General features: G+C 62.0%; 24 protein-coding genes. 15 read left to right on the top strand and 9 right to left on the bottom strand.

Annotation, left to right across the window (positions count from 1 at the left end):
• Window positions 1-252: 252 nt before the first annotated feature.
• The 3 genes from O0880_RS19630 (at window position 253) to O0880_RS19640 (ending at window position 4,575) form a co-directional block, all read left to right on the top strand.
• Complete coding sequence (locus O0880_RS19630) at window positions 253-1,074, top strand: ABC transporter substrate-binding protein (protein WP_289888266.1); 822 nt, start codon at window positions 253-255, stop codon at window positions 1,072-1,074.
• 122 nt (window positions 1,075-1,196) lie between these two features.
• Window positions 1,197-3,761 carry a TonB-dependent receptor gene (locus O0880_RS19635; RefSeq protein WP_289888267.1) on the top strand — a complete coding sequence of 855 codons (2,565 nt, stop codon included), beginning with the start codon at window positions 1,197-1,199 and terminating at the stop codon, window positions 3,759-3,761.
• 124 nt (window positions 3,762-3,885) lie between these two features.
• Window positions 3,886-4,575, top strand: a complete 690-nt coding sequence (locus O0880_RS19640) for a DOPA 4,5-dioxygenase family protein (RefSeq protein ID WP_289888268.1) — start codon at window positions 3,886-3,888, stop codon at window positions 4,573-4,575.
• Between the two features lie 54 nt (window positions 4,576-4,629).
• Here the strand turns inward: O0880_RS19640 and phaZ are convergent, their stop codons facing one another.
• The 4 genes from phaZ to O0880_RS19660 all read right to left on the bottom strand — a co-directional run bounded on the left by phaZ (window position 4,630) and on the right by O0880_RS19660 (window position 8,559).
• Window positions 4,630-5,850: a polyhydroxyalkanoate depolymerase gene (gene phaZ, locus O0880_RS19645; RefSeq protein WP_071325164.1), complete on the bottom strand. Its 1,221-nt coding sequence runs from the start codon at window positions 5,848-5,850 to the stop codon at window positions 4,630-4,632.
• A 274-nt stretch (window positions 5,851-6,124) separates the two neighbouring features.
• Window positions 6,125-6,448, bottom strand: a complete 324-nt coding sequence (gene fdxA / locus O0880_RS19650; protein ID WP_010395176.1) for a ferredoxin FdxA — start codon at window positions 6,446-6,448, stop codon at window positions 6,125-6,127.
• Window positions 6,449-6,779: 331 nt separating this feature from the next.
• Window positions 6,780-7,067: a protealysin inhibitor emfourin gene (locus O0880_RS19655; RefSeq protein WP_071325163.1), complete on the bottom strand. Its 288-nt coding sequence runs from the start codon at window positions 7,065-7,067 to the stop codon at window positions 6,780-6,782.
• 94 nt (window positions 7,068-7,161) lie between these two features.
• Window positions 7,162-8,559, bottom strand: coding sequence for a hypothetical protein (locus O0880_RS19660; RefSeq protein ID WP_289888275.1), 1,398 nt, complete (start codon window positions 8,557-8,559; stop codon window positions 7,162-7,164).
• A gap of 199 nt (window positions 8,560-8,758) precedes the next feature.
• Between O0880_RS19660 and O0880_RS19665 the strand changes: the two genes are divergently transcribed.
• From O0880_RS19665 to proX, 4 genes are all read left to right on the top strand, one after another.
• Window positions 8,759-9,043, top strand: coding sequence for a polyhydroxyalkanoic acid system family protein (locus O0880_RS19665; protein WP_071325161.1), 285 nt, complete (start codon window positions 8,759-8,761; stop codon window positions 9,041-9,043).
• A gap of 590 nt (window positions 9,044-9,633) precedes the next feature.
• Window positions 9,634-10,863, top strand: coding sequence for a glycine betaine/L-proline ABC transporter ATP-binding protein ProV (proV, locus tag O0880_RS19670; RefSeq protein ID WP_289888278.1), 1,230 nt, complete (start codon window positions 9,634-9,636; stop codon window positions 10,861-10,863).
• A gap of 2 nt (window positions 10,864-10,865) precedes the next feature.
• Window positions 10,866-11,969, top strand: coding sequence for a glycine betaine/L-proline ABC transporter permease ProW (gene proW, locus O0880_RS19675; RefSeq protein ID WP_289888281.1), 1,104 nt, complete (start codon window positions 10,866-10,868; stop codon window positions 11,967-11,969).
• Window positions 11,970-11,981: 12 nt separating this feature from the next.
• Entirely contained in the window at window positions 11,982-13,040 is a 1,059-nt protein-coding gene (gene proX, locus O0880_RS19680; protein WP_289888282.1) for a glycine betaine/L-proline ABC transporter substrate-binding protein ProX, read from the top strand.
• Window positions 13,041-13,134: 94 nt separating this feature from the next.
• Here the strand turns inward: proX and O0880_RS19685 are convergent, their stop codons facing one another.
• The 3 genes from O0880_RS19685 to O0880_RS19695 form a co-directional block, all read right to left on the bottom strand.
• Window positions 13,135-13,605: a GNAT family N-acetyltransferase gene (locus O0880_RS19685; protein ID WP_289888283.1), complete on the bottom strand. Its 471-nt coding sequence runs from the start codon at window positions 13,603-13,605 to the stop codon at window positions 13,135-13,137.
• 50 nt (window positions 13,606-13,655) lie between these two features.
• Window positions 13,656-13,910: an acyl-CoA-binding protein gene (locus O0880_RS19690; protein ID WP_289888286.1), complete on the bottom strand. Its 255-nt coding sequence runs from the start codon at window positions 13,908-13,910 to the stop codon at window positions 13,656-13,658.
• Window positions 13,911-14,109: 199 nt separating this feature from the next.
• The gene (locus tag O0880_RS19695; protein ID WP_071325158.1) at window positions 14,110-14,466 is read right to left on the bottom strand and encodes an FKBP-type peptidyl-prolyl cis-trans isomerase; all 357 of its coding nucleotides are present in this window, start codon (window positions 14,464-14,466) and stop codon (window positions 14,110-14,112) included.
• Between the two features lie 199 nt (window positions 14,467-14,665).
• Between O0880_RS19695 and O0880_RS19700 the strand changes: the two genes are divergently transcribed.
• From O0880_RS19700 to O0880_RS19730, 7 genes are all read left to right on the top strand, one after another.
• Window positions 14,666-15,637, top strand: a complete 972-nt coding sequence (locus tag O0880_RS19700) for a cytochrome D1 domain-containing protein (RefSeq protein WP_289888289.1) — start codon at window positions 14,666-14,668, stop codon at window positions 15,635-15,637.
• Between the two features lie 83 nt (window positions 15,638-15,720).
• Window positions 15,721-16,560 (top strand): polysaccharide deacetylase family protein, encoded by an 840-nt coding sequence (locus O0880_RS19705; RefSeq protein ID WP_289888720.1) that lies wholly within the window; start codon window positions 15,721-15,723, stop codon window positions 16,558-16,560.
• Window positions 16,557-17,597: a sterol desaturase family protein gene (locus O0880_RS19710; RefSeq protein WP_232250960.1), complete on the top strand. Its 1,041-nt coding sequence runs from the start codon at window positions 16,557-16,559 to the stop codon at window positions 17,595-17,597. The genes O0880_RS19705 and O0880_RS19710 overlap by 4 nt, the downstream gene beginning before the upstream one ends.
• Window positions 17,597-18,424, top strand: a complete 828-nt coding sequence (locus O0880_RS19715; RefSeq protein ID WP_071325156.1) for an EI24 domain-containing protein — start codon at window positions 17,597-17,599, stop codon at window positions 18,422-18,424. The genes O0880_RS19710 and O0880_RS19715 overlap by 1 nt, the downstream gene beginning before the upstream one ends.
• Before the next feature lie 31 nt (window positions 18,425-18,455).
• Window positions 18,456-19,241 carry a molybdopterin-binding protein gene (locus tag O0880_RS19720; protein WP_289888292.1) on the top strand — a complete coding sequence of 262 codons (786 nt, stop codon included), beginning with the start codon at window positions 18,456-18,458 and terminating at the stop codon, window positions 19,239-19,241.
• Window positions 19,242-19,629: 388 nt separating this feature from the next.
• Window positions 19,630-22,758 carry a transglycosylase domain-containing protein gene (locus O0880_RS19725; RefSeq protein ID WP_289888293.1) on the top strand — a complete coding sequence of 1,043 codons (3,129 nt, stop codon included), beginning with the start codon at window positions 19,630-19,632 and terminating at the stop codon, window positions 22,756-22,758.
• A 68-nt stretch (window positions 22,759-22,826) separates the two neighbouring features.
• On the top strand, window positions 22,827-23,207 hold the full coding sequence (locus O0880_RS19730; protein WP_289888295.1) for a hypothetical protein: 381 nt from the start codon (window positions 22,827-22,829) through the stop codon (window positions 23,205-23,207).
• On the opposite strand, the gene O0880_RS19735 is transcribed toward O0880_RS19730, so the two are convergent.
• A complete protein-coding gene (locus tag O0880_RS19735) occupies window positions 23,204-23,809 on the bottom strand; it encodes a glutathione S-transferase (RefSeq protein WP_071325153.1) in 606 nt (201 codons plus the stop codon). The two genes, O0880_RS19730 and O0880_RS19735, sit on opposite strands and share 4 nt — an antisense overlap.
• A 129-nt stretch (window positions 23,810-23,938) precedes the next feature.
• On the opposite strand from O0880_RS19735, the gene O0880_RS19740 reads away from it, so the two are divergent.
• Entirely contained in the window at window positions 23,939-25,297 is a 1,359-nt protein-coding gene (locus tag O0880_RS19740) for a TAXI family TRAP transporter solute-binding subunit (protein ID WP_289888299.1), read from the top strand.
• 76 nt (window positions 25,298-25,373) lie between these two features.
• Here O0880_RS19740 and O0880_RS19745 read toward each other — a convergent pair whose 3' ends face one another.
• Window positions 25,374-25,835, bottom strand: a complete 462-nt coding sequence (locus tag O0880_RS19745) for a rhodanese-like domain-containing protein (RefSeq protein WP_071326668.1) — start codon at window positions 25,833-25,835, stop codon at window positions 25,374-25,376.
• Window positions 25,836-26,147: the final 312 nt, after the last annotated feature.

The raw sequence follows: 26,147 nt of genomic DNA on the forward strand, positions 1-26,147 counted from the left end.
TCGGCCATCCGGGCCGCGCACAAGGAAAAACCTGTCTTGCGGCAGGGGATAGCGTGCCGGGAGCACGGCTGTTGCAGGCGCGCCGCAATCGTATTTTATTTCCCATGGGAATGTCAAAGTGCAAATAAACAACTTTGAAATTTCTTTTTTTTATGGGAGCATGATTTTTATCAAGAAAGTCATCAAGAAAGCCGACCGCCAGTCCTGTCATCGCACTTGCCCGGCAAGGCGAGCAGGCCATAGGAGCAGAGCATGCGTTTCCTCCGGACAGTTGGTTTACCCTTCTGTTTATTCGTCCTGTCTGCCGTGGCCCATGCCCAGGCGGCCTCTCCCATGGCGGCGCCCGGCGCCTCCGCTTCGCGCATCGTCCGCTTCGCCGCGGAAGACTGGCCACCGTTCATCAGCCGCAGCCTGCCTGCCGATGGCATGTCAGGGGCGATGGTCAGCGCCATCTTCGAGCGCATGGGCTATGTCGCCAAATACGAGTATTTTCCATGGAAGCGCGCCATGCAGTTCGGCCTGGCCAGCCCCCGTTACGCGGGTTTCCTGGCCGTCTGGCGCACGCCCGAACGGGAAAAACTCTGCCACTTCTCGGTTCCGGTTGGCAATACGCAGGGCGTGCTCGCGTATCTGAAGGAAGATGGCGTCCCTGGCGCCAGCCTGGCCGAGCTGGGCAAGCTGCGCATCGGCACCGTGGCCGGCTACTCGAACGGCGAGCAGTTCGATGGCATGGTGGCGCGCGGCGAGCTGAGGACGGAAGAAGGCTTGAACGATGCCACCAACCTCAAGAAACTCTTGATCAAGCGCTATCGCGTGATCGTCATCGAGCGCCATGTCTTGCAGCATTTGCTGATGGGCCGCAATTTCAGCAAGGCCGAGCGCGAACGCATCGGCACCATCGAGTCCGTCTTCAAGGAGCGTCCCGTGCACGTGTGCTTCCAGCGCGATGCGGAAGGCGCGGCGTGGCAAAAGCGTTTCAACGAGGCGGCGCGCGACGTCGACACGGCCCGCCTCGAACGCGATTACTGGAAGCGCCTCGACCAGAGCCTGGCCACGGCGCCATCGTCTCCCTGACGCGCCGCTGTTGCACGTTGCCAAAACGAAATATCTAAATACGAAACCATTCGTTCTTGTTTGTTTGTCCATCCTTTAGTCTGCAACCACTGTGTTGACGACTCTTGAAAGGATGTTTTCGTATGCTGCAACTGAATGACAGGCAAGGCTCCACCCCGCGCTTGCGGCAATTGGCGCAAGCCGTGCCGGCTGCCATGCTCGTGCTGACCGCGTCCGGCGTGGCCCATGCGCAAACGGCGCCGGCAGGCGACGGCGTGCTGGGCGCCAGCCCGCTGGAAGCCGTGATCGTCACGGGCGCGCGCGGCACGGGCCGCACGGTGGCCAACAGCGCCGCGCCCATCGACGTGATCAGCGCGCAGCAACTGCTGGCGACCGGCAAGCTGAACCTGCTCGATGCGCTGGACACGGCCTTGCCGTCGTTCAATTTGCCAGCCCGCGTGCAGCCCGACCTGGGCAGCATCGTGCGCGCGGGGCAGTTGCGCAACCTGGACCCATCGCACACGCTGGTGCTGGTCAATGGCAAGCGCCGGCATACGACGGCCATCGTCAATGAGGACGGCTTTCCCGGTTCCGTCGCCACCGACCTGGCCCTGATTCCCACGGGCGCCATTGCCCGCGTGGAAATCCTGCGCGATGGCGCCTCGGCCATCTACGGTTCCGATGCCATCGCCGGCGTCATCAACATCATCCTGAAGTCGGATGACAAGCTCAGCGCCAGCACGCAACTCGGTTCCACCTACGCGGGCGATGGCACGAACGGTTACGTGCGCGTCGATGGCGGCACGCGATTGGGCGAACGCGGCTTTGCCCACTTCGGCGCCGAAGTCCAGCGCCAGGGCATTGCCGTGCGTAACTTCGGCTTGAACCCCGGCTACCTGTCGTATCCGGCCGTGCGCAACAGCGACGGCCAGCTGGTGAAGCTGGGACCGAACAACAGCTTGCCGGCCGGCGCCTCGCCGAACCCGGCCGAAGCGACGCGCAACAGCAATCCGTGGCGCAACACGGGCGTGCCGCAAAGCACGACCGCCTCGCTCAGCGCCAACCTCGGCTATGACGTGTCGCCCGACGTGCAACTGTACGGCTTCGGCACGTATGCGCACCGCGACGCCCGTTCGGCGCAGAATTTCCGCTTGCCCAATACCATCTTCAATAACAACCGTGGCTTGCTGTCCGTGTATCCGGATGGTTTCACGCCGTATGAAACGACGAGTGAAAACGATTTTTCGCTGACGGGCGGCATCAAGGGCGAGACGGGCGGCTGGGCCTGGGACTTGAGCACGACGTATGGCCGCGACGATATCGACGTGGGCGTGGAGCACTCGGCCAACTATTCGCTCACTTACCCTGGCGGCAAGACGGATTTTGATATTGGAAACCAGCGCTACAGGCGCTCGACGACGAATGCGGACCTGCGCCGTCCCGTGCAGCTGGGATGGGCCGAGCCGGCCGATTTCAGCGTCGGTCTTGAATACTCGCATGAAACGCAGCAGCGCAGCCCGGGCGAGCCTGCGTCCTACCAAGGCAGCGGCTCGTCGGCACTGGCCGGCTACCTGCCCGTCGACGCATCCGACACGGCGCGTCACAGCTATGCCGCATATATCGGCCTGGGCGCGAAACTGACGCCGCAGTTGCTGCTCGACACGGCCCTGCGCGCCGAGAAATATTCGGACTTCGGCAGCAAGACGACGGGGCGCTTGTCCGCGCGCTATGACGTCACGCCCGCCGTGGCCGTGCGCGGCACCGTCAGCAATGGCTTCCACGCGCCGAGCCTGGTGACGCAATCGTACTCGAACACGTCCGACCATGCGGGCGTGCCCTATACCCTGGCGCAACCGAATTCGGCTGCGGCGCGGGCCCTCGGCGCGCAACCTTTAAAGCCGGAAAAATCGACGAATCTGTCGGCTGGCCTGACGTTCCATCCTACGTCGACCTTGCGCCTGGCCGTTGACGCGTATCAAATCAAGGTCAGCGACCGCCTGGGCGTGTCGTCGAACATCGGCATCGACCGCAGTTCGGGCGTGGCGCTGGACGGCAGTGGCCGGCCCTTGACGGCGGCACAGGCGAGCGTGATTGAAAACCTGCTGCGCTCGGCGGGGCTGACGGTGGGCAATGGCCTTGTCGCCCATTACTTTGCGAATGTGGGCGACACGCGCACGCGCGGCATCGACTTCACGGCCGAGGACGTGCTGCGCGTGGCCGACGGCAAGCTGCGCTGGACGGCGGCGGCCAATTTCAACCGCACTAGCCTGGTGGGCAAGGCGGAGCTGCCGGCCGTGCTGCAAGGCTTGCCGAACATCGGCACCCTGAGCAAGTCGGCCGAGTACGACTTGCTGTACCGGGCGCCGCGCGACAAGGAAATTGTCACGCTGGCGTATGAAAAAGCGGGCTGGACGGTGAACGTGCGCGAGACGCGCTACGGCAAGCTCAAGCGCCTGAACGCCATCACGGGTGGTGACTACCAGCTGAAGGCCGGCTTCGTGACGGACATCAGCGTCGGCTATGACGTCAGCAAGCGCATCAACGTGACGGTGGGCGCCAACAATGTGTTCGACCAGAAGCCGAGCCAGGTGCCGCGCGAGGCGCGCAGCGCGTCAAACCTGGCGCAGTACACGGGCGCGTATGACAACTCGGGGCCGCTGGGCGTGTTGGGCGGCTACTACTACGCGCGCGCCACCGTGTCCTTTTAATCGTGCTCAAAAAAGGCCATGGCGGCGTTGCCTTGCCGTACGTTCGTACTGTCTTCGGCCTTATGCCTGGCCCTGGCCTTTTCCTTGAGCACGCTTTATTACTCATCTAAATTAGGAACTTACCATGTCTGACAACAATCAACACGTGGCCATCGACCTGGAATGGGCGAATCTGCTGTCGCCGCAGCGCCGCACGGTCTTGCGGGGCGGCGGGCTGGTGGCGGCGCTGGCCGCTTCGGGCCTGGCCGGTACCGCCCTGGCGCAGGATGGTGCCGTCAAGCGCGTGCAAGACGTCAAACCAGCGGTGCCGGGCAAGAGTCCGTGGGGCGAGCATACGGAGACGGCGCCCACGCCCCGTCCCGTCAGCGTGCGGCCCGGCGAGGAAACCTTGCCGGGCAAGCCGCGCGCCTACACGGATATCGAGAGTTATCACGCGCACATCTATTTTGACGAAGACAGCTACCAGAAGGCGGCGCTGATACGCAAGTGGGCTGCCGAGCGCTTCCAGATCGAACTGGGCGACTGGAACCTGGAACCGCGCGGCCCGCACGTGACGCCGTCGTTCTATTTCGGTTTCACCAATGATCTGTTGCCCGTGATCGTGCCGTGGCTGCAGCTGAATAGCCTGGGCCTGACGATCTTGATCCATCCGAATACGGAAGATCCACGCGCCGATCACCTGTATTACGCGCTGTGGGTAAACCGTTCGCAACCGGTGAATGGCTATGCGATGAAGAAGCCGGGGCCGGGCGAGCCGAGAGTCGAGCAGATCTTTGTCAATACGCGCCCGACGGTGAAAATCGAACGCGCATGAAAAAACGGCACGCCAGCGATGCTTGGCGTGCCGTTTTGGCGGGAATAATGCGGATCAGGAATGCTTCTGGATGAATTCGCCGATTTTCGGGCAAATGATTTCGCGCCAGCGGCGGCCCGAGAAGATGCCGTAATGGCCACATTTTGGTGCCACGAAGTCTTGCTGCATGTCGGCAGGTATGCCGGAACACAAGTCGTGCGCCGCCTGCGTCTGGCCGGCGCCGGAAATGTCGTCCAGTTCGCCTTCCACCGTGAACAGCGCCACATTCGTGATGTCTTGCGGACGCACGAGCTGGCCGCCGACCTTCCACGTGCCCATCGGCAGGCTGAATTCCTGGAAGACGGTCTTGATCGTCTCCAGGTAGTACTCGGCCGGCATGTCGAGTACGGCGTTGTACTCGTTGTAGAACTGGCGATGGCCTTCCGCCGGCTCGTCGTCGCCCGTCACCAGGTGCATGTAGAACTCGCGGTGGCTTTGTGCGTGGCGGCCCGGATTCATGGCGATGAAGCCGGCATGCTGCAGGAAGCCCGGATATACCTTGCGGCCAAAGCCCGGGTAGTTCGGCGGCACCGCATAGATCACGGTGTTTTCAAACCACGAGAATTTCTTTTCCGTCGCCAGGTTGTTCACTTGCGTGGGCGAACGGCGCGGGTCGATCGGACCGCCCATCATGGTCATGGTTTTCGGCATGTGCGGGTCTTTCGCCGTCGCCATCAGCGAGATGGCGGCCAGCACGGGCACGGTCGGTTGACAGACGGAAATCACATGCAAATCAGGCGCCAGCAGGCGGATGAACTCTTGCACATAATAAATGTAGTCGTCCAGGTGGAACGGGCCTTCCGTCAGCGGTACCATGCGCGCGTCCGTCCAGTCGGTGATGTAGACATCGTGCTCGGCCAGCAAGCCGCGCACGGTATCGCGCAGCAGGGTCGAGTGGTGACCGGACAGGGGGGCAACCAGCAAAACTTTGGGCTGTTGCAAGCCAGTGGCTTCTTTTTTGAAGTGAATCAGGCGGCAAAACGGTTTTGTCACGACAACGTGTTCGAGGATGTCGACGCTCTCGCCTTTGACGAGAACGGATTGGATATCGAATTGTGGTTTTTCGTAGTCTTTGCCAAGGCGGTACATCAGCTCGTAGCCGGCTGCGATGCGTTGCGAAAACGGGGTGTGGGCCAGTGGAGAAACCGGGTTGGTAAATAACTTGGAGGACATGTCTGCCCATTGCATCACCGGAGTGAGGAAGGAGCGTTGCAGTTCGTGCAGTTGGTAAAGCATATAGAGTCCTTGTTTGATTCCAAGCGCCAATATCGGCTCAAATATCATAATCCAATTTTACGATGTTTGTTGAGGACAAAATGTGCTTTACCGCGCACAGGGCCACAGTTTGCGCATAGTTGTGACGGCGCGCCACAGTTGTGTGGTTGCACAGGCAATCATGTTTTAAAAGTAAAAAAGCAGCGTTTCCGCTGCTTTTTTTGTGTCGATGGCCCGCTTGCGCCGCTGTCGGGGCGTGCCCCGGTGCGCATTGTTGGCCGAATCTGCCGTGTGCTTAGCGCACCAGCATGTCGAGCTTGTCCTTGACGTCCTTGTATTGCTCGGCTTCCGGCAATGCCGCCTTGGTCTTGGTGATCGAAGGCCAGTTACGGGCCAGATCGACGTTGATCTTGATGAAGGCTTGCTGGTCGCCCGGCACATCCTCTTCCGCGAAAATCGCGTTCACCGGGCACTCTGCCACGCAGACTGCGCAGTCAATACATTCGTCCGGATCGATTGCCAGGAAGTTCGGGCCTTCCCGGAAACAATCTACCGGGCAGACATCGACGCAGTCGGTATAGCGACAGGCGATGCAGGATTCGGTGACAACGTGGGTCATAACAGTCCTATCAATATGGGGGAGGTGCTGTAGCGCCTGCAGGAACCTCGGCGGCGCATACTAAAGCAAAGCATTGTATTTTAAGGCAATTCGCTATTTCTCACAAATCCCGCTTATATACAATACATATAAGCAAATTCATTTTTTGGCGGCGCCGTTGCTGCGCAGAGAGGGCAGTTCGACGACTATCCATGACGTTGGCATGGAGAACGCGGCAAGAAAGCGACAGTCGCCTGCCGTGTGGCAATGCAGGGCAGGTGGCGTAGCGCCGTGGCATGTGGTGTTTTTGCTTTACTCAAATCAAGAGCGGTACAACTAAATGGCAGAAAACTCATGCGCTGGCGCGTATCTGCGCCACCAGTTGTTGCCAGCGCGCATTTTCAGCGCTGCCATCCTCGGCAAACGTGATCGTACGGCGCGCGGCGGGCGCGTCGACCGTGATGCTCCACTGGGGAATGTCGGCGCCGACCTGCACGCCTGCAGCTTGATCTTGGGTGAAAAAACCGCTGCTGGCCAGCGCCGCCTCCAGGTTGCGGCCGGCGGGATGGGCTTGCGTATCGATTTCATAATGTTCGCTCAGGCCGGCAAAGCCGCCGCTGCTGCGGGCTGAAATTTTCATGCTCCTCCCTGCTGTGGATGGTGGTGGTGTGGCTGTCATCTGCGCTGCGTGTCGCGTCTGGCGGGGTGCCGGTTACGGTGACTAGCGGGGGCCATTATCGGGGGCCATAACTGCGGCACCAGGCTGCCAGCGCCTCGCGTTCCGCTTCGAGCAATTGGTCCGATTCGCTGTATTCCGCATGGTTCATGGTACCGCAGCAGGCGCGCCGGTCCTGCACGGCGCCATCTTCGTCGACGACATCGGCGGCAAACGGCATCTGGACGTCCGTCGTCATGGCGCCGGCCTTCAGTACTTCGCGCACGGTAAAACTGTTGCGGATGAAGTCCAGGTAGGCGCCATTGCCGTCGGCCTGGGCAATCGTCAGCATGTGGTTGGCCACGTCGGCGTAGGTGGCTGCCTGGTCGGGCGATGCCACCAGGGCGCGCAGGACGAGGCTGCGCAGGTAATCGCCGCAGCGGTGCAGCACGGCCGCGTCGTCTTCCAGCTGGGGCTGGCGTTCGTGGGCAAAGATGTCGGCCAGGATGTCGTAGATGGCGCCCGTAAACACTTGCGAGATGGCGTGTACTTCCGTGCCCGCTTCGGACAGCTTGATGTCGTTGTCGGCATTGCGCAAGCCGTTCGGGCGCCCCAGCGCCAGGCCGAACTGCTCGGCCAGGTCGGCCAGGAAGGTCTTGTCGTGCAGGTCGGACTTGGTCTGGGCAATCACGGCTTCCACCTGGTCCAGCTGCGACAGGGCCAGGAAGATGGCCGTCAGGTCGCCGAACGATTCGTGCAAGCCGCCCGTCTGCGGTGGATTGTTGCTGAGCAGCCAATTCGGCTTCAAGCCATCGAGCACGGCGTGACCCGTTTCATGCGAGACGATGTCGAGCGAGCGGCAGGTGTAGACGCGCTCGGTGGCGCCGCTGGGGATGAAGTCGCCGAACTTGAGGGCCTTGTCGCTGCGGCTGTAATACGCGTTCATGACATTGGGCAAGCCGTGCGGAAACACGCGCAGGGGCGCCGTGTTGCTGGCGCTATTCCATTGCCATGGCAGCGGCGGCGCCGTGTCGTTGCTGGCCAGCGCGCGCTGGTACATGGTGAGCGTCATGCGCACGATGGCATAAGTGTGGACGGCGTCGAACTGGTCGGTATTGGGCGAGACGATGAAGTCGCCGAAGGCATTCGGGCTGACCTGGGCGATGCCCGGTTCGCCAAACGTGATGCGCGCGTCGCGCGGGCCCTGCAGGATCAGGCCGGGCAGGAAGGCCTTGCGCGTGCCCAGCTCGCTGACGGACGGATCCTGCTTCCAGATCAGCACGCGCGAACCGATGGGCACGGCCTCAAGCTTGCGCGTGGCGGGATCGAGCACGCGGGGCGGACCCGGCTGCAGGGTGAGCTGCGCATTCTTGCGGTGCTGGCGGTAGGGCGCCGACGGCGTGGGGACATAGCCGACGGGCAGGGACACGCATTGGGTCAGCACGGCTTCGACCGGCACGATGACTTTCTGGTCCATGATAGCTCTCCAAGACACGCGCAGCTGGAACAGGAATAGTCGGCCCGCATCGCTTGCTACGGTTTGATGCAGCGCAAGCGATGCCGAGGAAAATGCAGGTTTTTTCGGTGTGCCGGCGCTGGCCGCGGCCGCGCCTGCCGCAGCGCGGCTGGTATGATGCTGGCCGTATTGCCCCCGTTTTTAATAAAAGGATCGTTTGATGGCGGATATAAATATAGTTCAGCAACATAAGCTGACAGCGGTAAAGGCGCGTGAAGCGGCGCAGCAAGTGGCCGACAAGCTGGCCCAGGAATATGACCTGGCGTGCGCCTGGGATGGCGACGTGCTGCGTTTCGAGCGCAGCGGCGTCGATGGTTCGCTGACGCTTGAAAAAGAGCAGGCGCAACTGCAAATCAAGCTGGGTTTCATGCTCAGCGCCTTCGCCTCCACGATTGAAGGCAAGATCGCCGAGAAGATGCGCAAGGTGTTTACCGAGCCAGCCTGACGGCCTTGCAGCCGCTTGTCTGGCGCCACTTTTGGTGGTAGGAATGGCGCCGCAGCGAAGGGCGAAAAGACGCAGGAAACTGGCTTCTTTTCGCCGCTTTACCCCCTTGTTCCGCACTTGACTGTACGCTGGCGAACATTGCTAGCACATTTCTATTTGGAAAGCCATTGGACTTTGCGGGCTTTTTGCGTTATACTTGAGTCATATTTACAACAGCTACACCGCGTTTCACCTTCTGCTTCGCAGTACTCCCACTCGCTGAGTGGTGAATAATTCTTTGGGTTTTACACCCGCATCCAGTTAAACGTAAGTAATCGATTTTTTCGGTTAAATACATTTGGTGCCATGTATTTGCATGGCGCTAGCGTTGTTAAAAGTCCTGAACCACAGCCTCTTTTAGCACGCATACGGCACCCCGGCATCGGCTTTTGCCATCCGCTGGTCACACGCGTGTCACCCCCTTTTCCTGTCGCTCCCGTGCGCTTGTGCGCCGTGGCGTAGCCGACGGAACGGGGTTTGCTGATTCCCGCCGCAAGCTAGCAGGCTTGCTGGGTTTCATTCCATTCGTCAAATCGAGGGAGAACCACATCGTGGCAAAACAAATTATTATCGACCATGTGTTCAAAGTGTTCGGCGACAAGCCAGAAGAAGCGCTTGAACTCGTCCGTCAGGGCGCCAGCAAGCAGGATATCCTGGCCAAGACCGACTGCACCATCGGCGTCTTCGACGCCACCTTTACCATTGAGGCGGGCGAGATCTTCGTCATCATGGGCCTGTCCGGTTCGGGCAAGTCGACCCTGGTGCGCATGCTGAACCGCCTGATCGAGCCGACCGCCGGCCGTATCATGATCGACGGCAACGACATCAACACCTTGCCGGACGCCCAGCTGCGCGCCCTGCGCCGCAAGGACATCAGCATGGTGTTCCAGTCGTTCGCGCTGCTGCCGCAAATTACCGTACTCGACAACACCGCCTTCGGCATGGAGCTGGCCGGCATGCCCAAGGCCGAGCGCCATGCGCTGGCCCAGCAAGCGCTGGAGCAGGTGGGCCTGGACGGCTACGGCGCCAGCTATCCCGATGAATTGTCGGGCGGCATGCAGCAGCGCGTGGGCCTGGCCCGTGCGCTGGCTTGCGATCCATCGATTCTGCTGATGGATGAAGCGTTTTCCGCGCTCGATCCGATTATCCGTACGGAAATGCAATCGGAACTGCTGCGCCTGCAGCAGATCAAGCGCCGCACCATCGTCTTCATTTCGCATGACCTCGATGAAGCCATGCGCATCGGCGACCGCGTCGCCATCATGAAAGACGGCCACGTGGTGCAAGTGGGCACGCCGGAAGAAATCCTGCGCAAACCGGCCAACGATTACGTGCGCAACTTCGTGCGCGGCGTCGATGCGGCGGCCGTCTTCAAGGCCAGCGATATTGCCCGCAAGAGCCAGATCGTGGTGTCGGAGTCGCCGAGCCGCGGTTCGCGCGCCGCCCTGTCGATGCTGGAAGAGCAGGATCGCGCGTTTGCGTATGTCGTCAATCCGCAGCGCAAGTTCCTCGGCGTCGTCTCGGCCGATTCGCTGCGCAATGCGCTCGACGGCCATGTCGGACCGCTGGGCCTGGCGCATGCCTACCTGCCCGACGTGCAGACCATCAATGCAGATGAGCCAGTCGCCGGCCTGTTCGGCCAGGTGGCGCAACTGCCTTACGCCGTCCCTGTGGTGGCCAATGACGGCAGCTTCCGCGGCGCCATCAGCAAGACTACCTTGCTGAAGTTCCTCGACCGCGATACGCCAGCCATTGCCGAGCCACAACAACAGAAAGGATAAGCATGAACCCAAGCACCGTTTCCACAGTAGAACCTGTTGTTGAACAGGCCGCCCAGATCAACCCCTGGGCGCTGACGCCGCCCACCGACGCCAGCACCGCGTGGCTCGATGCGGCCGCGCCTGCCGTACAGCCGGAACATGTGGCCGGTTTCCACCTGACGCAGATTTTCGACGGCTCGCTGCCGCTGGAAAGCTGGATCAACCAGGGCCTGGGCTGGGTCGTCGCGCATTTCCGCCCCTTCTTCCAGGCCGTGCGCGCGCCGATCGACAGCGTGCTGTCCGGCGTGGAAGGCGTGCTGCTGGCGGCGCCGTCGCTGACGGTGATCGCCATCATCGGCTTGCTGGCGTGGCAATTTACCAGCCGTACCCTGGCCATCGGCACCGTGCTGGCGCTGCTGCTCGTGTCCATGCTGGGCATCTGGCCGGAAGCCATGACCACCCTGTCGCTGGTGCTGACGTCGCTGGCGTTCTGCCTGGCCATCGGCTTGCCGTTGGGTATTTTCCTTGCCAGCAGCGACCGCGCGCAAAACATCCTGCGCCCCTTGCTGGACGCCATGCAGACGACGCCAGCCTTTGTTTACCTGGTGCCGGTGGTGATGCTGTTCGGTATCGGGAATGCGCCGGGCGTGATCGTGACGATCATCTTTGCCCTGCCGCCGCTGGTGCGTTTGACCAACCTCGGTATCCGCCAGGTGCGTCCGGACCTGATCGAAGCGGCCCGCGCATATGGCGCCTCGCCATGGCAGTTGCTGACCCGCGTGCAATTCCCGCTGGCCATGCCATCGATCATGGCCGGCATCAACCAGTCGCTGATGCTGTCGCTGTCGATGGTGGTGATCGCCTCGATGATCGCCGTCGGTGGCCTGGGTCAGATGGTACTGCGCGGCATCGGCCGCCTGGACATGGGCCTGGCGACGGTCGGTGGCCTGGGCATCGTGCTGCTGGCCATTACCCTGGACCGGTTGACGCAGGCGATGGGCCAGCCGCGCCGCGGCGTTCGCCACTGGTACCAGACGGGTCCCGTGGGCTGCGTGCTGCGCCTGGTGCGTGGCAATACCGTGAAAAATAATGCTGACCAGCAAGCGACGCTGGCCAGCGCACAATAAGAAAGGAAGCACATGCATCAAATTGACCATTTTGAGGTAACGCAAAAATCGCAACGCAAGTTCCAGTGGTATTCGGCCCTGGCGATTGCCGCCCTGGCCCTGACCACCAGCCTGGCCATGGCGCAAACGCCGGCCGTGGCCGCCAATGCGCTGCCGGGCAAGGGCGTCAAGGTCCAGCCGCTGCAAAGTTCGATCGCGGAAGAAACCTTCCAGACCATGCTGGTCGACAAGGCCCTGGAAAAGCTCGGCTACGAAGTGCAGCCGATCAAGGAAGTGGAATACCCGACCGCGCATATCGCCATCGCCAACGGCGACGCCACCTTCATGGCCGTGCACTGGGACCCGATGCACAAGGATTTTTATAACAATGCGGGCGGCGACGCCAAGCTGTTGCGCACAGGCCAGTATGCGGGGCCGGCGGCGCAGGGTTATCTGATCGACAAGGCCACGGCGGAAAAGTACAACATCACGAATATCGACCAGTTGCGCGACCCGACCCTGGCCAAGCTGTTCGACCACGATGGCGACGGCAAGGCTGACTTGACCGGTTGCAACCCGGGCTGGGGCTGCGAAGCGCTGATCGAGAACCATATGGATGCGTACAAGCTGCGCGAGACGGTGACCCACGTGCAGGGCAGCTATGCGGCCCTGATCGCCGACACCCTAGGCCGCTACAAGCGTGGCGAACCGATCCTGTACTACACGTGGACGCCGTACTGGGTCAGCGGCGTCCTGGTGCCGGGCAAGGATGTCATCTGGCTGAAAGTGCCGTTTTCGGCCAATCCGGACAAGGTGAATACCCGCCTCGACGATGGCAGCGATTACGGTTTTGCCGTCAACACGGCGCGCATCGTGGCCAACAAGGAGTGGGCGCAGAAAAACCCGGCCGCGGCCAAGCTGTTCGAAGTGATGCAATTGCCGGTGGCCGACATCAATGCGCAGAACGAGCGCATGCGCCGCGGCGAAAACACGCAAGCCGATATCGCGCGCCACACGGCCGGCTGGATCAAGTTCCACCAGCAGACGTTCGACGGCTGGATCGCGCAAGCGCAGGCGGCGGCGAAGCAATAAGAGTCAGCGCCGTTTATTTCCGCATAAAGAGTGGCTACCGATACGGTAGCCACCTTTGCGTTAACCGCCTGTTTTCGTGGTTTTTGGTGAGTTTTTAGCCTGTTTCGGCCAGTTTCAGGTGCAAAATGGGGAAAGGCTTGCCGAACGGGTCGCGTTCGGAACGGCTTGCCTCAAGAAAACCCAGGTGGCGGTAAAAGCCATGCGCCTGCGTGTTGTGCTCGTTCACATCGACGGCCGTCGCTTGCAGGCTGGCGATGGCATGCCGGACCAGCGCGCTGCCGGCGCCGCTGCCGCGCCGATCGGGATGCACGAACAGCATCTCGATCTTGGCGTGCTCGACGCAGAGGAAGGCGTAAGGGACATCGTCGGCAGCGCGCAGCACGTGCAGCAAGCCTTCGGCGGCGACCCTAGCCAGTTCGTCGCGCACGAAGGGGCTGAGGAAGGCGATATCGTTGTCGGCAAGGAAATCGTGGGTGGCGCGCACGGACAGGTGCCAGACGTCGAACAGACGGGGCAGGTCGGCGGCGTGGGCCAGGGAGATCTGGGAAAGCGGTGATGGTGTCATGCGGAAATCATAACATTGCCCCGGCGTCAGCCGGGGCAGGGGAGGGACGATCAGTCCTTCAAGTCTTCGATCAGGTCGATGTATTGCTGCTGCGCCTCTTCTTTCGAGGTGCCGGCCAGGGCCGCCCAGGCGTCGAACTTGGCGCGGTTGACGAAGTCGGTCATGCCGGGACGCTCGCCCGTGGCGTCGCCGATCGACGCTTGCTTGAACAAGGCGTAGATTTTCAACAAGGTCATATTGTCCGGACGCTCGGACAGGGTCTTGGAATCGAGCTGCGCTTGATCGAATTGCTCTTGTAAACTCATGATGGCTCCTGTGTGCTGATGGAATCGCTGGGAAAGTGCGGCAGGCCTGGCGGAGTGGCCACCGTGCGTGCTGCAGTGCCTGACATCATAGTGAAAAAAGCGCGCCGTGCATTAGAGGACACACTCAAAAAAAAGCGCCGCCGCTGAGTGAACAGGGGCGGCGCCTGGCGCGGTCATGTGAACCTTGCCTGGTCGGTGCTTAGACGCCCAGCAGTTCGACGTCGAAAATCAGGGTGGCGTTCGGTGGAATCACGCCGCCGGCGCCACGCGCGCCATAGCCCAGTGCTGCCGGGATGATCAGCTGGCGCTTGCCGCCCACTTTCATGCCTTGCACGCCTTCGTCCCAGCCTTGAATCACGCGGCCAGCGGCCAGCGGAAACTCGAACGGGTCGTTGCGGTCCTTGCTCGAGTCAAATTTCGCACCGGCGCTGCCGTCGTCGTTTTGCAGCCAGCCCGTGTAGTGCACGACAACATTGTTGCCGGCTTGCGCTTCAGCGCCTTCGCCGACAACGGTGTCGATGTATTGCAGGCCGGAAGCGGTGGTAATGGTGGTCATGATAATCCTTGTGTAGGCGATGAAAGCTTCAGATTGTAGAGCAATGGCTTGCAAAGCGCCATTCCAGGCCCTGTTGAATGGAAAAACCGGAAATTACCGTCGCTTGTTGCCAGCGGTAGCATTTAAGGGGGGATTTCACACAATAAATACAGTGTTTCCACGTAAAATACATGTTTTGTATTTAACAGTGATTTCTTCCATGTTCCGCAGTCTACGCCGCCTTCTTTTTTCCTCGCTGTGCCTGGTTTCCGCAATGTCTACGGCGCAAGCCGAAGTGGTGGTGGTGCTCAATTCCCGTGATGCTACGGTGCAACTGCTGGACCAGAAAACCTATGCGCCCCTGTCCACCTTTGCCGTCGGCAAGGAGCCGCATCACCTGATGGAGACGCCGGACGGCAAGTCGCTGATCGTCGCCAGTTCCGTCGGCAATGAGCTGATCTTCCTCGACCCCGTGTCGGGCCAGATCCAGCGCCGCATCAGCAACATCCTCGACCCCTACCAGATCGGCTTTTCGCCGGACCAGAAGTGGTTCATCTCGAATTCGCTGCGCCTGGACCGCATCGACCTGTACCGCTACGATGGCAAGAACCTGACCCTGGCCAAGCGCATCCCGCTGCCAAAGTTGCCTAGCCACATGGCGTTCACGGCCGACAGCCGCATGGCCTTCATTACCCAGCAGGGCAGCAACCAGGTCAGCGCCATCGACCTGGAGACGCAGACGGTGAAATGGACCATGCCCGTCGGCCCCGCGCCGGCCGGCATCACGATGACGCCCGATGGCAAACATTTGTTGGTCGGTATCATGGGCAGCGACTATGTGGAAGTGATCGACTGGCGCACGCAAAAGACCGTCAAGCGCATCAAGGCCGGCGCCGGTACGCACAATTTCCGCGCGCTCGGCGACAACCGCATGACGTTCGTCTCGAACCGCGTATCGAACACGATCAATATCATCGACCAGAAAACGCTGGAAAACGTGGGCACCATCAATGTGCCGGGTGGTCCGGACTGCATGGAAATCACGCCCGACGGCAAGACCATGTGGGTGACCTTGCGCTGGATCAAGAAAGTGGCCGTGATCGACTTGACGACGCGCAAGGTGATCAAGCTGATTCCCGTGGGCCGCTCGCCCCATGGCGTGTATTTCGCCACCCACTCGCCGCGCAAGTGATGATGGCGCACCTGATTTTGCGCCGCCTGGCTCCTGGCGTGAGCCGCCGCGCCGTCACGCCCGCCATGCTGCTGTGTGCGGCCATGCTGCCGCACGCTTGCGCGCATGCGACTGCCGCTGCCAGTTCCGTGCCTGCCGCTTCCAGCGCTGCGCCTGCCAAGCTTGCCGCGCCTGGCGCCGTCGCCACACCCGCCCTGTCGGCCGCTCCGGCCGCCTGCAAGGGCACGATCTACCTGACGTTCGACACGGGTAGCCAGTCGCAAGCGCAGCTGATTGCCGACGTACTCAATAAACGCCATATCAAAGCCACGTTTTTCCTGGCCAATGAAAAGACCACGCGCGGCGACTATTCGCTTGATGCCTCTTGGGCGTCATACTGGAAGGACCGCGTGGCCGAAGGCCATGCGTTCGGCACGCATACGTTTGACCACGTGTACTGGAAGAAGGATCTGGCCAACGGTTTGATCCAGGTCAAGCCCCAGTTCGGCAAGGAGGGCGGCAAGCTCGCGTCCTTCACCGACAAGCAATTCTGCGAGGAATTACGCCGTGTCGATACGCGTTTCCAGGAGCTGACCGGGCACAAGCTCGACCCGTTCTGGCGCGCGCCGGGCGGCTATACGTCGCCGCGCACGCTGGCGGCAGGCAGCGCCTGCGGTTACCGGCATGCGGGCTGGGCCCCAGCAGGGTACTCGGGCGATGAATTGCCCAGCGATAAGTATCCAAACGCCATGCTGCTCAAGAAAGCGCTGGCGAACCTGCGCAGCGGCGATATCTTCATCTCGCACATGGGCATCTGGTCGCGCAAGGATGCGTGGGCGCCGGCCAACCTCGATGCCCTGGTCAAAGGCTTGCAGGACAAGGGTTTCTGTTTTGCCACCCTGCGCGAGCATCCCGATTACGCGCAGAAGAAGGGGCAGCCATGATGGCCGCCGACATCGCGTCCCTCCTGCAGCCCGCCGTCGACACGGTGGTCGATGCCTTTGGCGCGGCGCAGGGCTGGCTGTTCCAGACGGTCGTCAATCCGCTCGTGTACCACCTGGGCTTTGGCGAATTCACGGAAGAGGCGTTCGAAGGCACGGAATGGCTGCTGATCGGCCTGTGCGAACTGCTGCTGCTGTTTCTCGTGTTGCGCCCGCTCGAAGCGCTGATACCCGCGCAAAAGATGACGGATCCGCGCGCCCGCTGGAACGATTTCATCTATACCGTGCTGCACCGCATCGGCCTGTTTTCCGTGCTGGTTTTCTTCACGCTCGACCCGCTGATGGATGCATTGGCCGGGGCTTTGCGCTTCGACAATATCCATCCCTTGAACCTGGAGTCGCTGTTGCCCGGCATCAGCCCCTTGCTCAGTTTTATCATTTATTTTGTGATCATCGACTTCGTCGACTATTGCTACCACCGGGCCTCGCACCATTTCGGCTGGTGGTGGGGTTTGCACAGCCTGCATCACAGCCAGCAAAACATGAACTTGTGGAGCGATGACCGCAACCACCTGCTCGATGACTTTTTGCGCGACGTGGTCATGGCCCTGGTGGCGCTCGGTATCGGCGTGCCGCCGGGACAATATGTGCTGCTGGTCTCGATTTCGCGCATCTTGCAAAGCTTGCAGCATGCAAATGTGAGGATACACTTCGGCCGCATCGGCGAGCGGCTCTTGATTTCGCCGCGTTTTCACCGCACGCACCATGCGATCGGCGTGGGGCATGAGTCGAAAGGCAAGGGCAGCATGGGCGGCTGCAACTTCGGCGTGGTCTTGCCGATTTGGGATATGCTGCTGGGCACCGCGAATTTTTCGGCAGGCTATGCGCGCACGGGCGTGCGCGACCAGCTGGCCCGCATCGACGGCAATGGCGTGGGCCGGCCGGGACGCAACTATGGACGCGGCTTCTGGCAACAGCAGTGGCTGGGCCTGCGCCGCATGGTGGAATTTGCAAGATTGAAACGAAAAGGACGCCGTTGATGCGTAATGTGCTGAACTCGTATGGCCGTGCCTTGCTGTCGCAATTGCACGGCAGGATATTGCTGCTGAGTGTCGCGCCGTTCATCCTGTCGCTGATCCTGTGGGGCGGCTTGCTGTATGTCGGCCTGCAGCCGCTGATCGACAGCCTGCACGCGCTGTTCACGCAGTACGATTTCTTCCGCACCAGCGGCCAGGTGCTGGCCACGTTCGGCCTGGGCGTGCTGAAAGCCGTCATCGTGCCGCTGATCGCCATGTTCATGCTGTTGCCGCTGATGATCTTGACGGCCCTGATCTTCATGGGCCTGTTCGCCATGCCGGCCATCGGCCGGCATATCGGCGGCCGGCATTTTCCGCAACTGGAAAAGAAGCATGGCGGCAGCCTGGTCGGCAGCGTCGGCACCTCGCTGGCCACCTTTCTGCTGTTCATCGTCGCCTGGCTCGTCATGCTGCCCCTGTACGCGTTTCCACCGGCCGCGCTGGTGGGGCAGGCCGTGCTGTGGGGCTGGCTGACCTACCGGGTGATGGCGTATGACGCGATGGCCGACTACGCCAGCGTGGACGAGCGCCACGCCATCATGCGCGAGCAGCGCTGGCCCCTGCTGGCCATCGGCATGGTGTCCGGCGCGGCCGGCGCCGTGCCTGGCCTGCTGTGGATGGGCGGCGTGATGTCCGTCGTGTTTTTCCCCTTCCTGGCGGCGTTCGCCATCTGGCTGTATGTGCTGATCTTTATCTTCACGGGCCTGTGGTTCCAGTATTACTGCCTGGAAGCGCTGGCGCGTTTGCGGGGCCAGCGCGGCATGACGGACGTGGCGCCGGCGGACGCCTGACCCTCACTATCGAATCGAAGAAGGAAGTTTCATGGCTATCGGATTGATCATCATCGGCGACGAAATCCTGTCGGGCAAGCGCACGGACCAGCATTTTCCGAAAGTGGTGCAAATGCTCAAGCAGCGCGGTTTGCAGCTGAGCTGGGCGGAATACGTGGGCGATGAACCGGCCCGCCTCGTCGCCTTGCTCAAGCGCAGCTTTGCCAGCGGCGACATCGTCTTCAGCTTCGGCGGCATCGGCGCCACGCCGGACGACCACACGCGCCAGGCCGCCGCCGACGCGCTGGGCTTGCCGCTGGTATTGCATCCGCAGGGCAAGGCCAATATCCAGCAACGGATCACGGAAATGGGCGAGGAGGCGGGCGTGCCGGCCGACTTGCACTCGCCGGAAAACCTGCATCGCCTGAAAATGGCGGAATTCGTCCAGGGCGCCGAACTGATACCGAATCCGTACAACAAGATTGCCGGCTTTGCCGTGCGCGAGCATTACTTTGTACCGGGCTTTCCCATCATGTCCTGGCCCATGATCGAGTGGGTGCTCGATACGCATTACGCCCACCTGTTCAACCAGGTACCGCACGCGGAACACGCCTTGCTCGTGTACGAAACGGCGGAATCGCTGCTGACGCCGCTGATGGTGCGGCTCGAGGCGGAGTTTCCGCTGATCAAGGTGTTCAGCCTGCCCAGCGTGGGCGACGCGCAGACGCGCCGGCATATCGAACTGGGCGTCAAGGGCGAGCCCGCGCAGGCGGCGGCCGCCTTTGCCGAGATGCGCGCCGCGCTCGATACCTTGCAGGCGGAATACACCACCATCTGACCGGCCGCCAGCCCGGCGCCGGCGGCTTTTTCGCTGGCGTCCAGCCCGCCTTGCTCCTATGTTCGCGAGCGTACAGTCCAAGACGTTGTTTTTTTGCGAAAATCTTCAATGAAGCAAGATTTTTGTGTGCGCTCGTCAGTCGTTTTCATGCCGATGTGGTGGAATGGTGAACAGGGGCGTCGCGTGCAGGAAGCGGGGCCGCCTGCCTGTGCAGTAGAGCGTATTTTTGATTCATCGGTATGGACATCATGTTAAGCAAGCTTCGTTGTGACCAGCTACGGCTGGCCCCGGTCTTACCCTGCGCGGATTGCAGCCATTGCCGCACGAGTGTGCGGTGCAGCTACCGCATTTTCCGCGCCGTCCACACCCAACCTTACCCCAGCATCCCATGAAAGACACAGGCGTCAACCTGGCCGCGCAAGAGCGGCCCCCAGCCGATACACTGCCCGACGCGGGCGCCGAGGCGCCGCCGCCGGCGAGCCCGCCGAAGAAGCGCCGTTCGCGCATCTGGCCCATCTTTGCCATCATTGCGCTGGCGTTGATCGCCGGCGTGGCCTGGTTCGTCATGCGCGAAGTGCGCACGTCGGCCCTGCAGGCGGAATTCTTCACGCGCCTGGACCGCCAGCTGACGTACAAGGTCGAGCCTGGCCCCGCGCCGGCGGACGCCATCCGCTACCCGCAGCATGGCCCGTACGACGAGCGGCTCGGCTATGCCAGCCTGCCGGACTTCATCACCAAGCTCAACGCGCGCGATTATGAAATCACGGCGCAGGCGCGCATGTCGCCGAAGATGGTGCAGCTGGTCGATCGCGGCATCTTTGCCACCTACCACGAGAAAAACCGCGCCGGCCTGTCCATCCTCGATTGCCGCGCCGCGCCCCTGTTTGCCGCCAGCTACCCGGAGCGCATGTTCGACGGCTTCGCCGAGGCGCCGCCGGCGCTCGTGCAAAGCCTGCTGTTCATCGAAAACCGCGAATTGCTCGACCCGGGCACGCCCGAGCGCAACCCGGCCGTGGAGTGGGACCGCCTGAGCAAGGCTGTCCTCGACAAGGCGCTGAACCTGTTTGGCGGCCACCGCAGCGGCGGCGGCAGCACCCTGGCCACGCAGATCGAAAAATACCGGCATTCGGAAGACGGCCGCACCAGTTCCATGCAGGACAAGCTGCTGCAGATGATTTCGGCCAGCCTGCGTTCGTACCAGGATGGCGAAAACACCATGGAAGCGCGGCGCAAGATCGTCGTCAATTACCTCAATACCGTGCCGCTGTCGGCGAAAAGCGGCTTTGGCGAAGTCAACGGCATTGGCGACGGCATGTGGGTCTGGTATGGCCGCCCGTTCGCCGAGGTCAAGACTTTGCTCAAGGGCAATATGGACCAGCCGGGCAGCGCGCTCGCCTACAAGCAGGCGCTGAGCCTGCTGATCGCGCAGCGCCGTCCCTCGCACTATCTGGTGGCCGGCGGCGCCGACCTGGAAGAATTGACGAACAGCCATCTGCGCCTGCTGGCGCAGGCGGGCGTGATCTCGCCGCAGCTGCGCGATGCCGCCATCGCCGAGCGCCTGCGTCCATCGACGGCATCGGGCGTGCAGTCGGAAGCGTCGACCTCGTTCGTCACGCGCAAGGCCTCGAATGCCGTGCGCAACCACCTGGCCGGCATGCTCGGCGATCCGCGCTTGTACAACCTCGACCGTCTTGACCTGAAAGTGGTCAGCACGCTTGACGCGCAGGCGCAAAACGCCGTCACCAAGGTCTTGCGCGAGCTGCGCGACCCGGAAGTGGCGAAAGCGGCCGGCCTGACGGGCAAGGGCATGCTGGGCAATGGCGACCCGGCCAATGTCGTGTACAGCTTTACCCTGCTGCAAAAGGGCGAGCAGGCCAACCTGCTGCGCGTGCAGACCGACAACTATGACCAGCCGCTCGACATCAACGAGGGCGCCAAGCTCGACCTCGGCTCCACGGCCAAGCTGCGCACGCTGGTGACCTACCTGGACATCATCGACCAGTTGCACCAGCGCTACAGCGGCATGGGCGCCGCCGAGCTGGGCAAGATCGCCGTCGATCCGAAGGACATGCTGTCGCAATGGGCGATTGCCTATTTGAAACCATTGCCGCTCGGCGAGGCGCGCAAGCTGCCGGCCATGCTGGCGGCCGCCATGGAACGCAAGTATTCGGGCAACCCGGGCGAAGGCTTCTTCACGGGCGGCGGCTTGCACCATTTCGGCAACTTCTCCAAGCTCGACGACAGCCGCATCATGACCTTGCAGCAGGCGCTGCGCCAGTCGACCAACCTGGTGTTCGTGCGCCTGATGCGCGACGTGGCCCGTTACTACATGTTTTCGCGTCCCGATTCGTCCGCCTCCTTGCTGGCGGACGCCGACGATCCGCGCCGCGCGCAGTACCTGAGCCGTTTTGCCGACAAGGAAGGGCGCGAATTCCTGCACCGCTTCTATCAGAAATACCGTGGCAAGAGCGTCGACGAGCAGGAAAAGATCTTGCTGGCCAGCATACGCCCGACCCCCGTGCGCCTGGCGAATATCTTCCGCACCATCAATCCGAAGGGCACCGTGGCGGAATTCGGCGATTTCCTCAACGCCAACTTGCCATCGCAAAATGAAGTGCCGCCCGAGCGCGTGGCTAAGATGTACGAGCAGTACGCGATGGAAAACTGGTCGCTGGCCGACCGCGGTTATCTCGCCAATGTGCATCCGCTGGAACTGTGGATGGTGGCGTACCTGCGCCAGCACGAGGGTTCCACCCTGTCGCAGATGGTGGCGGCCAGCGAGAAGGAGCGCCAGGAAGTGTACAAATGGCTGTTCAATACGCACCGCAAGCATGCGCAGGACCGCCGCATCGCCAATTTGCTGGAAGTGGAAGGGTTCCTCGAAATCCACCGCCAGTGGAAGAAGATGGGCTATCCGTTCGACTCGCTCGTGCCGTCGTACGCGACGACCCTGGGCGCCTCGGCCGACCGGCCCGCCGCGCTGGCCGAGTTGATGGGCATCATCATCAACGATGGCGTGCGCAAGCCGAGCGTGCGCATCGATTCCATGCATTTCGCCGCCAATACGCCGTACGACACCAAGTTCCAGCGGGGCAGCAAGGTGGAGGCGGAGCAAGTGCTGTCGCCGGACGTGGCGCGCGCCGTGGCCAAGGCCATCCGCGAAGTGGTGTCGGACGGCACGGCGAAGCGGGCGAAGACGGCATTCGTCGGCGCCGACGGCGTGCCCATCCCGATGGGCGGCAAGACGGGGACGGGCGACCAGCGTTTCGACGTGTATGGCGCCGGTGGCCGGCTGATCGAGTCGCGCTATGTGAACCGCTCGGCCACGTTCGTCTTCAATATCGGCGAACGCTTCTATGGCAGCATGACGGCTTATGTGCGGGGGCCGGAATCGAAGAACTACGATTTCACCAGCGCCTTGCCGGTACAGTTGCTCGTCTCGCTGGCGCCGAGCCTGATGCCGCTGATCGAGCCGCCCGCGCCGGCCGAAGGCGTGGCCAGGCAGTGCACCAATTAAGCGGGCGCGCTTGTATGATGAAAGCCGGCCTCGACAGGCCGGTTTTTTTTGTGGAGAAGAAAGGAACGATGGACAGGACGCAACAGATTTTTGAGCAATACCACCGTTTCGACGATGGCTCGCTGGTATCGATCGAGCAGCGGTATCAGCCTCGCGGCGTGCTGTCCGTGCGTATCGTCTTGCACGCGAGAAATCATGTGCTGGAAGGCAATGTCTGGCGCCGGGTGGCCATCACGGTGGGCGAGGTGGAGGAAGTGGCGCTGAAGACGCCCGGCAACTTCATCAACCGCATCTGCTGCGGCGTGAAGCTGCTGCGCTTTGGCGACCGGTGGTGCGTCGATGTCGACGGCACGTATGCGCACGACGATCCGGCCACCTTGGACGAGGTGCGCCGCGATGGCGATTGCTATGTCATCGGCGGCACGGTCGAGGCAGTGGAACTCGATTAGCCGGCAAACACGGCGGTCTTGTCCGCCAGGCGCGCATGATAGGCGGCGATGGCGCGGTAGTCGGGACGCTGCAGCGGCGCCATCAGCCAGCGCTTGACGGACAGGCCCAGCACGATATCGGCCACGGTAAACGCTTCGCCGCACACGAAGGCGCCCGTGCGCTGCAGCTGCTGCTCGAGGATGCCCATCATCTTGTTCCATCCGGCAATACCGGCCGCCAGTTGCGCGGCATCCTGGTGCGCCGGGCTGTGGCGCACCAGCGACATGAAGGCGTAGCGCCAGCTGTTGTTCAAATCGCCCATCTGCCAATCCATCCATTTTTCCACTTCCGCGCGGGCACGTGGGCTGCTTGGCAACAAGTCGTCGCGGCCCGCCTGTGCGCACAGGTAGCGGCAAATCGTGTTCGATTCCCATAGCACCAGGTCGCCATCGAGCAGCACGGGCACCATGGCGTTCGGGTTCAGGGCCAGGAAGGCGGGGTCGTCGGTGGCGCGAAAGCCGCTGCCCCAGTCTTCGCGTTCGTACGGCAGATCGAGTTCCTCGCACGTCCACAGGACTTTGCGGACGTTGATCGAGGCGGCTTTTCCAAGAATTTTCAGCATGCAGGGCTCCCGGGGCAAGTGGTTGATCCAGCACTGTAGCCGAATTGGCCACGCTGCGCGCGAGAGATGCCTTGCATAGTTGCGGTTTTCTTGGCATCGTAGCCACCCATGAAACCTATGCGCCACCACATGTCCAAAATCCTCGCGTTCAGCCGCTTTTCCGTGCGCGATTTCCTCGCCACCGCCGGCCCCACCCTGCTGCTGATCGGCGCCGTCTGCGCGCTGGCGTACTGGCTGGTCGACCCGGCGCCGCCGCGCCAGGTCAGCCTGTCGACGGGGCAGGACAATAGCGCCTACGAAGAATTCGGCAAGAAATACGCGGCCACCCTGGCCAAGCACGGCATCAAGGTGACCCTGCAGCCATCGCTGGGCTCGCAGGAAAACCTGCAGCGCTTAAATAGCGGCAAGACCGATATCGCCTTCGTGCAAAGCGGCTCGACGGAGCACGCCGATGCCGAACGGCATGGTTTGATTTCGCTGGGCAGCCTGTTTACGGAACCCGTGTGGCTGTTCATGCGCGAAGACAAGGCCGTCACGGAGCTGACGCAACTGAAAGGCATGAAGATCAACCTGGGGCCGGAAGGCACGGGCGTGCCCAGCCTGTTCCGTCAATTGCTGTCCGTAAATGGTGTAGAAGCAACGGAGCTGACGGTAAGCGACCTGCAAAACACGCCCGCCACGGTGGAGCTGCTGGAAGGGCGCATCGACGGCCTCGTGTTCAGCTCGGCGCCGGAAGCGCCGCTGATCCAGATGCTGCTGCAAACGCCGGGCATCAAGCTGTTTGATTTTTCGCAAGCCGAGGCCTACACGCGGCGCCTGCCCTTCCTGACCCATGTCATCTTGCCGCGTGGCATCGTCGACCTGGGGCAGAACATTCCCGCGCAGGATTATCACCTGATCGCGCCGACCGCCACGCTGGTGGCGCGCGAAGACTTGCATCCGGCCCTGATCGACCTGTTCGTGCAGGCGGCGGCCGGCATCCACGGCGGCACGGGCTGGTTCCAGCAGCAGGGGCAGTTCCCGTCCGCGCGCTACACGGAAATTCCCGTGGCGCCGGAAGCGCTGAAATTCTACAAGGATGGCGCGCCCGTGCTGCAGCGCTATATGAGTTTCTGGCTGGCCAATTTCTTCGACCGCATGTGGGTGCTGGTGGTGGCGCTGGGCGCGCTGATCCTGCCCCTGTCGCGCGTCGTGCCGCCGCTGTACGTGTGGCGCATCCGCTCGCGCGTGTACCGCTGGTATGGACAGCTGCGCACGGTCGAGCAGGCGCTGGAAGACGTGCCGGAAGATAGGCGTGCTGCAGTGTATGCGGAGCAATTGAAGCGGCTCGACCAGATCGAGGAAATGGTCAACCAGATTTCGATCCCGCTGTCGTTTGCGGACGGCCTGTACGGCTTGCGCAGCCACATCAATTTCGTGCGCAAGCGGATTCAAACCCTGATGGGCGAGCATCCGACCGCTGTGGCGGAGGCGGGCGAGCCGGCCTGAACGTTGGATGCGGGCATTTCCTGCTTAGCGCCGGAGCGCGCCGTCAGGCCCGAGCAATAGCCGCACCGTTAAAACCTCAGGCGCCCAGCCACGGCAAGCCCGCCTTGCACCAGCCGCCGATCTGTTTGCGGTGGCCGTCGGCATCCTTGTCGCCCTCGAAGCCTTCGAGGATGTCGAAGCAATTCGCATAGCCGTGTTCGGTGGCCAGCTTGGCCGCATGGCGCGAGCGCACGCCGGAGCGGCACAGGAACAGCAGCACTTCGTCCTTGCCGGCCTGGGCAGCCAGTTGCGCGAGAAAGTCGGGATTGGGCACGCCGCCCGGATAAGTGGCCCATTGCACCGCACCATGCTGGGTGTCGGCGATGTCGACCCGGCCGACCCAGTCGCGCTCGGCATTGGTGCGCACGTCGATCAGCTTGACGCTGGCATCGAGTTGCAGCAATTCATACGCTTCCTGCGGCGTCACGGCGCCGGCGTACGGCGTACCCTCATTGGCGCGGCTGCGGGCGGTGCTCAGGATGTCGGCGGCGGTGGTCATGGCGTCCTCGATGAAGGTGGAATGGTATGAACGATTATAGTGCGCCACCGGCGCCCCGCAAACGGGAATACGCGGTGCATGCGCGTCGCACCATAAAGAGGCATTTTCTCAAAAAAGCGAGGAAATGCACGATAATGGTGCGTTATTCGTTTTTCGCACTTGTATAGTGCATTCCTGATGTACGGCTGTCCTTGCGTGGAAATCGCCGCCATGAAAACTTTCACTGGGATGACAGCGATTTTGCCGCCGACACCCAGGAGCTCCTGGAGCTGGCATGGAATCTGCTATGATCCCTATGAGTTTTGGTGGCAC

Source organism: Janthinobacterium sp. SUN118, assembly GCF_030397695.1.
GTDB lineage: Bacteria > Pseudomonadota > Gammaproteobacteria > Burkholderiales > Burkholderiaceae_D > Janthinobacterium.